7 protein-coding genes are annotated in these 5,839 nt (G+C 58.2%); 4 read left to right on the top strand and 3 right to left on the bottom strand.

What is annotated here, in order from left to right; genetic code table 11:
* The first annotated feature begins 78 nt into the window (after positions 1–78).
* Positions 79–1,290, top strand: coding sequence for an alpha/beta hydrolase (locus AAAB16_RS06965; protein WP_340662686.1), 1,212 nt, complete (start codon positions 79–81; stop codon positions 1,288–1,290).
* A gap of 14 nt (positions 1,291–1,304) precedes the next feature.
* On the opposite strand, the gene AAAB16_RS06960 is transcribed toward AAAB16_RS06965, so the two are convergent.
* The 3 genes from AAAB16_RS06960 to AAAB16_RS06950 all read right to left on the bottom strand — a co-directional run bounded on the left by AAAB16_RS06960 (position 1,305) and on the right by AAAB16_RS06950 (position 2,722).
* A complete protein-coding gene (locus AAAB16_RS06960) occupies positions 1,305–1,799 on the bottom strand; it encodes a GNAT family N-acetyltransferase (protein WP_340662685.1) in 495 nt (164 codons plus the stop codon).
* A 96-nt stretch (positions 1,800–1,895) separates the two neighbouring features.
* Entirely contained in the window at positions 1,896–2,420 is a 525-nt protein-coding gene (locus AAAB16_RS06955; protein ID WP_340662684.1) for a DNA-binding protein, read from the bottom strand.
* A gap of 5 nt (positions 2,421–2,425) precedes the next feature.
* A complete protein-coding gene (locus AAAB16_RS06950) occupies positions 2,426–2,722 on the bottom strand; it encodes a hypothetical protein (RefSeq protein WP_340662683.1) in 297 nt (98 codons plus the stop codon).
* 432 nt (positions 2,723–3,154) lie between these two features.
* Here AAAB16_RS06950 and AAAB16_RS06945 point away from each other — a divergent pair, with 432 nt between their 5' ends.
* From AAAB16_RS06945 to AAAB16_RS06935, 3 genes are read left to right on the top strand one after another with little or no spacing between them, the layout of a single operon-like run.
* Complete coding sequence (locus AAAB16_RS06945) at positions 3,155–4,375, top strand: putative DNA modification/repair radical SAM protein (RefSeq protein WP_340662682.1); 1,221 nt, start codon at positions 3,155–3,157, stop codon at positions 4,373–4,375.
* Positions 4,366–5,217, top strand: a complete 852-nt coding sequence (locus AAAB16_RS06940; RefSeq protein ID WP_340662681.1) for a TIGR03915 family putative DNA repair protein — start codon at positions 4,366–4,368, stop codon at positions 5,215–5,217. Before AAAB16_RS06945 ends, AAAB16_RS06940 begins: the two co-directional genes overlap by 10 nt.
* A 31-nt stretch (positions 5,218–5,248) precedes the next feature.
* Positions 5,249–5,641, top strand: coding sequence for a GFA family protein (locus AAAB16_RS06935; protein WP_340662680.1), 393 nt, complete (start codon positions 5,249–5,251; stop codon positions 5,639–5,641).
* The last annotated feature ends 198 nt before the right edge of the window (positions 5,642–5,839 follow it).

Below are 5,839 nucleotides of genomic sequence, written 5' to 3'. Positions count from 1 at the left end.
GCCAAAAGGTGAGTAGTGGCACTTTGATGTAGGCGGTCTACGCTGACCCGATCAATCCAAGGAAAGGAACTGCGGCAAATGACTATTTCACGTTTGATCGTACCGTCTGCACTGCTGTGCTTATTGTGCGCAACCTTGACCGGATGTTCTGCGGTATCCAAAAGTACGGAAACCACCTTCGACCCCGGCACTATGCAAGCCATCGCCCGCAATGAGGCCTATTCGCCGCACTTGTATTCGTTGCCAGCTCCCACCCAGGCCATCAGTGCCGAGCCACCACAGACTTCCGACAAAGAAAACGCGATTATCCGAACCTATTTCGCTACTAATCGGCAGTTCACCGGCAAAAGCCTGCCCTATGAAGCGTTCGGTGCCGAGGACTCGAAAGTTACCTATGGCGTTGCCGACGTCAGCATCCCTCGTGACCATAGACTCGGAGAGTTCGAAGGCCCGTGGTTAGGTATTCGTATGCTCGAAAGCAAGAAAAAACACATCATGTTAATGGGCGTTGAAACGCTGGACCAACAGGCCTTGTTCGAATTGATCACGCAAAAAGTGGCAGAAACAAAGGGCAAGAGCGCGCTGGTATTTGTTCACGGCTATACCGTTTCATTCGAAGATGCCGCCCGGCGCACCGCCCAGTTAAGTTATGACTTGGGCTTTGAAGGCGCCCCGATTTTCTATAGCTGGCCGTCTAACGAGAGCGTGCCTAAGTATGGCGATGACGAGCATGTTATTGAGCGTTCAACGCCAATGTTCAAAGCCTTTCTCGAAGATGTTTTTAAACGCACCGGGGCTGAAAACGTCTATTTGGTCGCTCACAGCATGGGCAACCGGGCGATGGCGTCGGCGATGGCAGCGCTCATTGACGACGCGCAAGTGCATGCGAAGGTCAGACGCCTTATTTTTACCGCGCCAGATGTTGATGCGGCAGAGTTCGAGGGCAAGCTTGCCCCGCCTCTGGTTGCGGCCGGCGTACCTGTCACGGTCTATGCGTCTTCCAAGGACGTGGCGCTGTTAGCGTCCAAACAAGTTCATCACCGTAAGCGGCGGCTAGGGGATACGCGCGGTGATATTTCCATCGTTAAGGGCATTGAGACGATCGATGCGAGCGCGGTAAAAACAGATTTTCTTGGCCACTCGTATTTCGCTGAAAACGGCTCAGTGGTCTCGGATATTTTTTATCTCTTTCGCACCGACTTACGCCCCGGCGAACGTTTCAATATGAAAGGGCTGGAGGTTGCAAAGGGCAGATACTGGGCATTTCAGCCGGGTCTTTGTAAACCTTAGAGCGTGCACGCTGACTAGCGCTCAAGCGACTTAGCCATTTCCGATGTTGGTGCCCAACCCAGGGCCTCATAAACTGGCTTACCAACGTCGGTCGCGTGCAATACGGCAAAGCCAATTCCGCGTTGGGCAAACTCGGCTTCTGCCAGTTTCATCAACGCCGACGCTAAACCCCGCCGCCGGTAACCGGGCTGCACAAATACATTCAGCGCATAACCACGCAGGTCTTGGGTTGGGTGGGAAGGGTGCGGTGGCCATTCAATGCTCATCAGACCGATTGCAGCGGCGGGCTCGGTGCCATCCATCAAGGCAAAACCGTAATAGCGGCCATCGGCCAAACGCGGCTGCAACCAGGCGCGAAAGTGCTCGGTCATTTGCTGTAACTCGGCTGGGGCACGGCCGGCCTCCAGAAACATGCTGTGGCGATGGGTACAGATCAGCTCAAGGTCGTTTGGCACGAGACGCCGAATCTGCACATCAGCCCTTTCAATTTCACCGGGAATATCGTTCATCGCCTGCGCCTGCCTGTGGAAATTGGCTGATGCTAGAGCGCTAGCGGCAGGGCTTAAAGATTCACTTTGCGCACAAATGTGCCATACAGCGGCGGTTTACCAAGCCAGTACGTGGGCGTCTACGTTAGGTTTTTCGCTCAGGCGCTGTTGCTCTTTGGCTACGTTGACCTGCATGGCCATTTTGGAAACATCTACCAGGCTTTGGGTTAGGGCATAGACGCCGCGGGTTTGCATCCACGCCAGAATCTCAGCCAAATGCCAGATAGATGCTGAGCCTTCGTGAATGGGCGCAGGGAACGTGGCAGCGTTAGCCAGCATGAGTTTGCGCATGTTTTGCCGCGACATGCCCATGATTTGCGCCGCATCGGTCAGGCCCACCATGTCGGGCGTGGCTTCAATCAGCGTTGCTGCTGGCAGGGCTTTGCGCACATCGGCCAGCGCGCTGATTACGGCTTCTTCTGCGCAACTGGCGTCGCGGGTAAACGCCAGCGCCAGGCGCCCAGGTTGGCCGATGCCGATCAAGGCGTCATCGCAGCCCGTCTCGCCCAGTCGCCCCACCAATGCGTCCATATCTTGCTCATTGGGAGGGAGTTGGTATTTCAGGGTGAAGATATAGTCCATCGTCGTTACTCCGTAATTGCCGGTGTTGTTCGGGCTCTTACTTGTTCGGTGGTGTGCTCGTTTCTATGCGAGGCGCAGTTGTTCACCACGCGGCGTATTGCATTGGCAAAATTGCCTGGGTTTTTCGGTGTGCTCCAAATACTGGTGATACAGAACTCACCGCATCGACACTCGTCATCGTTGTAAGGGCAATACAGCCGACCCCAACAGTGGCTGCCGCCAACCACCACCCGCCAGCCTTGGGATTCGGCATAGCCGAGCGCTTTTTCTACTTCCTTCTTCGAATGCGGGGAACGGGCCATCCATGAACTCCAGTGTGAAAAAACAATCAGCGGTTGTCAAGTGACAACCTTGCAAGTGACGTCACCTAAGATCGCTACAGGTGTGCAGTTTGCCGGCTGTTTTTCACTGGCTTGCGTTGGTGCGGCTCCATCGCCTGCTGGTGTAGAGCAGGGCAGCAGAGGGCGTTGCGATAGAACCTGGCGGCAACTCCAGCTTTCGTAGCGGGTTAGCGCAGGGCGAGGTGAAAACCCAGGTGCGTTTAGCGTTGAAATGCGGATTTAGCCGACGGCCGCTTACGAAATACGTGCGGAAGTGCTCAGCTCTTCCGCAGCAGGCGGTTCGCACCGTCAGCAATAACGCCGGGCGAATACCCGCTTACGCCCATCGGCAATACTTGCTAGCGCGAACCATCCTGAACTACTGTATGAATAATCAGTATTCGGGTGTCTTTCATGCAACTCATCGCCAAACTGGGCATTCTCGCCGATGCCGCCAAGTACGATGCATCGTGCGCCAGCAGCGGAGCGCCAAAGCGCAGCTCCAAAGGCCGCGATGGGCTTGGCGCCACCAATGGCATGGGCATTTGTCACAGCTACACGCCAGACGGCCGTTGCGTCTCGCTGCTCAAAGTGCTGCTCACCAACTTCTGCCTGTACGACTGTCAATATTGCGTTAACCGACGCTCCAGCAACGTACCCAGAGCGCGCTTTACGCCGGAAGAAGTAGTAACTCTGACCCTCGATTTCTATCGGCGTAATTGCATCAGCGGGCTGTTTTTAAGCTCAGGCATCATTCGCTCGGCCGACTACACCATGGAGCAACTGATTCGCGTGGCACGGCTGCTGCGTGAGGAACATGAGTTCCGTGGCTATATCCATCTCAAGACCATTCCCGACGCCGACCCGCTGTTGATCGAAGAGGCTGGGCGCCTGGCGGATCGCCTCAGCGTAAACATCGAGTTGCCGACTGACGAAGGGCTGCACCTGTTGGCGCCGGAAAAGCAGGCCAGCACCATTCGCCAAGCCATGGGCACCATTCACCGTGGGCAGCAAGCGGTGGCCGGCGAAGCGCGAGCACCGCGCTTTACCCCGGCCGGGCAGAGCACGCAGATGATCGTCGGCGCCGATGCCACGGACGACCACACCATTTTGCGCAACGCCGAATCGCTGTATCAGGGCTACGCGCTCAAGCGCGTGTATTACTCAGCGTTTAGCCCGATTCCCGATAGCCCCAGCAGCGTGCCGCTGGCTGCGCCGCCGTTGTTGCGTGAGCACCGCTTGTACCAGGCCGACTTTCTGATGCGCGGCTACGGCTACAACGCGGGCGAGTTGCTCAGCGGTGCTGGCAATCTGGCCCTGGATATCGACCCCAAACTAGCCTGGGCTCTGGCCAACCGCGAGGTGTTCCCGCTCGACGTTAACCGCGCCGAGCCGGCACTACTGGCACGTATTCCCGGCATTGGCCTGCGCAGCGTGCAACGCTTGGTGGTGCTGCGGCGCGAGCGGCGCATTCGTTACGACGACTTGGTGCAACTGCGTTGCGTGCTGGACAAAGCTCGCCCTTTTATCGTCACCAGCGACTACCGCCCACCGGAAGCCGAGGTGCGCAGCGGCCTGTTGCGAGCGCGGCTGCGCGAACCGCAAGCGCCGCAACAAATGGGGTTATGGGGATGATTGCGCTGGACTGCGACAACGACTTTGCCACCTGGCGCGAGCAAGCTCGCACGCTGCTCAGCCATAGCATCGACCCCGCTGAAGTCGTGTGGGCCCAAGGCCTGATGCACGATTTGCTGGCCGTTCCCAGCCCATTGCCCACTGGCCGCGGCGCCTTCCGCGCCCGCATTCCGGCGGCGTTGCTGGAGCAACTGGCGCAAGCCGGTCGCTACCGCGGCGACCAGCGCTGGAGCCTGCTCTACGAAGTGCTTTGGCGTGTCGCCCATGGTGATCGCACCGCCATGTTGGCCGGCGACCGCCTGGGCAGTGAACTGCAGCGGCGCATCCGCCAGGTCAGCCGCGAGGCCCATCACCTACATGCCTTTGTGCGCTTTGTACCACTGCCGCCACAGTTGGCCGAGCAACTGCAGCTCGACTTGGTAGCGTTCCATGAGCCCGCCCACGACATTTTGCCCAGTGCCAGCGAGCACTTCGCCGAACGCCTGGGCCGCCAACGCTGGCTGATAGCGACTCCCGAAGATGGCATTCGCTACGACGGCCATACGCTGGACTACCGCAAACACTGCCCCGCGCAGTGGCAGCAATGGGCGCAGCATGCTGATGACCCAGGAGCCGAACTCTGGTGCACCTATTACCGTCACATTTTTAACCCGGCGCGTATTAACCCGGATGTGATGACCCAACATATGCCCGGCCGGTTTTGGCGGCATCTGCCGGAAGGTCCGCTGATTCCCCAACTGGTTGGGCTGGCGCGGCAAGGCAAGCAACGCGATGGTCAAGCCGTGGAAGTGAGCCAGCAGGGCGGGAAGAAAATTGCCGGGCGGTCGGCATCGCGCGCGTGATGCTGTAACTGGCCGTATCAGGAGGCTGTATATGAACGAATTCACCGGCGGTTGCCTTTGCGGCAACGTGCGCTTTGTTGCCAGCGGCAAGCCCTATCGCGTGGGCGTTTGTCATTGTCTGGACTGCCGCAAACATCAGGGCGCGCTGTTTGCCGCGTCGGCAATTTTTCCAGAGGACGCGGTAACGATCAGTGGCGAAACCCATAACTACGCTGGACGTTTTTTCTGCCCGCGTTGTGGCTCATCAGTGTTTGGTCGCAGCGGCGATGAAGTGGAGGTCAACCTGGGCAGCCTGGATGCCCCAGACCAATTTGTGCCCACCTATGAGCTGTGGACCTGTCGCCGTGAAGGATGGTTGCCGGCGTTTCCGATCACCCGGCACTACCTGCGCAATCGAGAAAATTCAGATCGTTCTGAAGGGTGAAGCGATCGTTGCCAGCCGTTTGCGCCATGCACAGGCATGGCCGGTGGCGTGTGGCGCCAAACCGTTCTGACCAGGCCAGCCTGGTCAGAACCGGAGTGCTTAGGCGGCTTTGCGTTGTTGCTGAAATTCGCTTTTAAGGGCTGCTTTACGTTCTTCCATCTGCGCCCCCAGCTCTTTGAGCTGCGCGGCAGTCAGCAG

Origin of the sequence: Pseudomonas sp., from assembly GCF_037994325.1 — a bacterium.
GTDB lineage: Bacteria > Pseudomonadota > Gammaproteobacteria > Pseudomonadales > Pseudomonadaceae > Aquipseudomonas.
The sequence above is the reverse complement of the archived record's forward strand: the minus strand, read 5'-3'. Positions and strand labels throughout refer to the sequence as shown.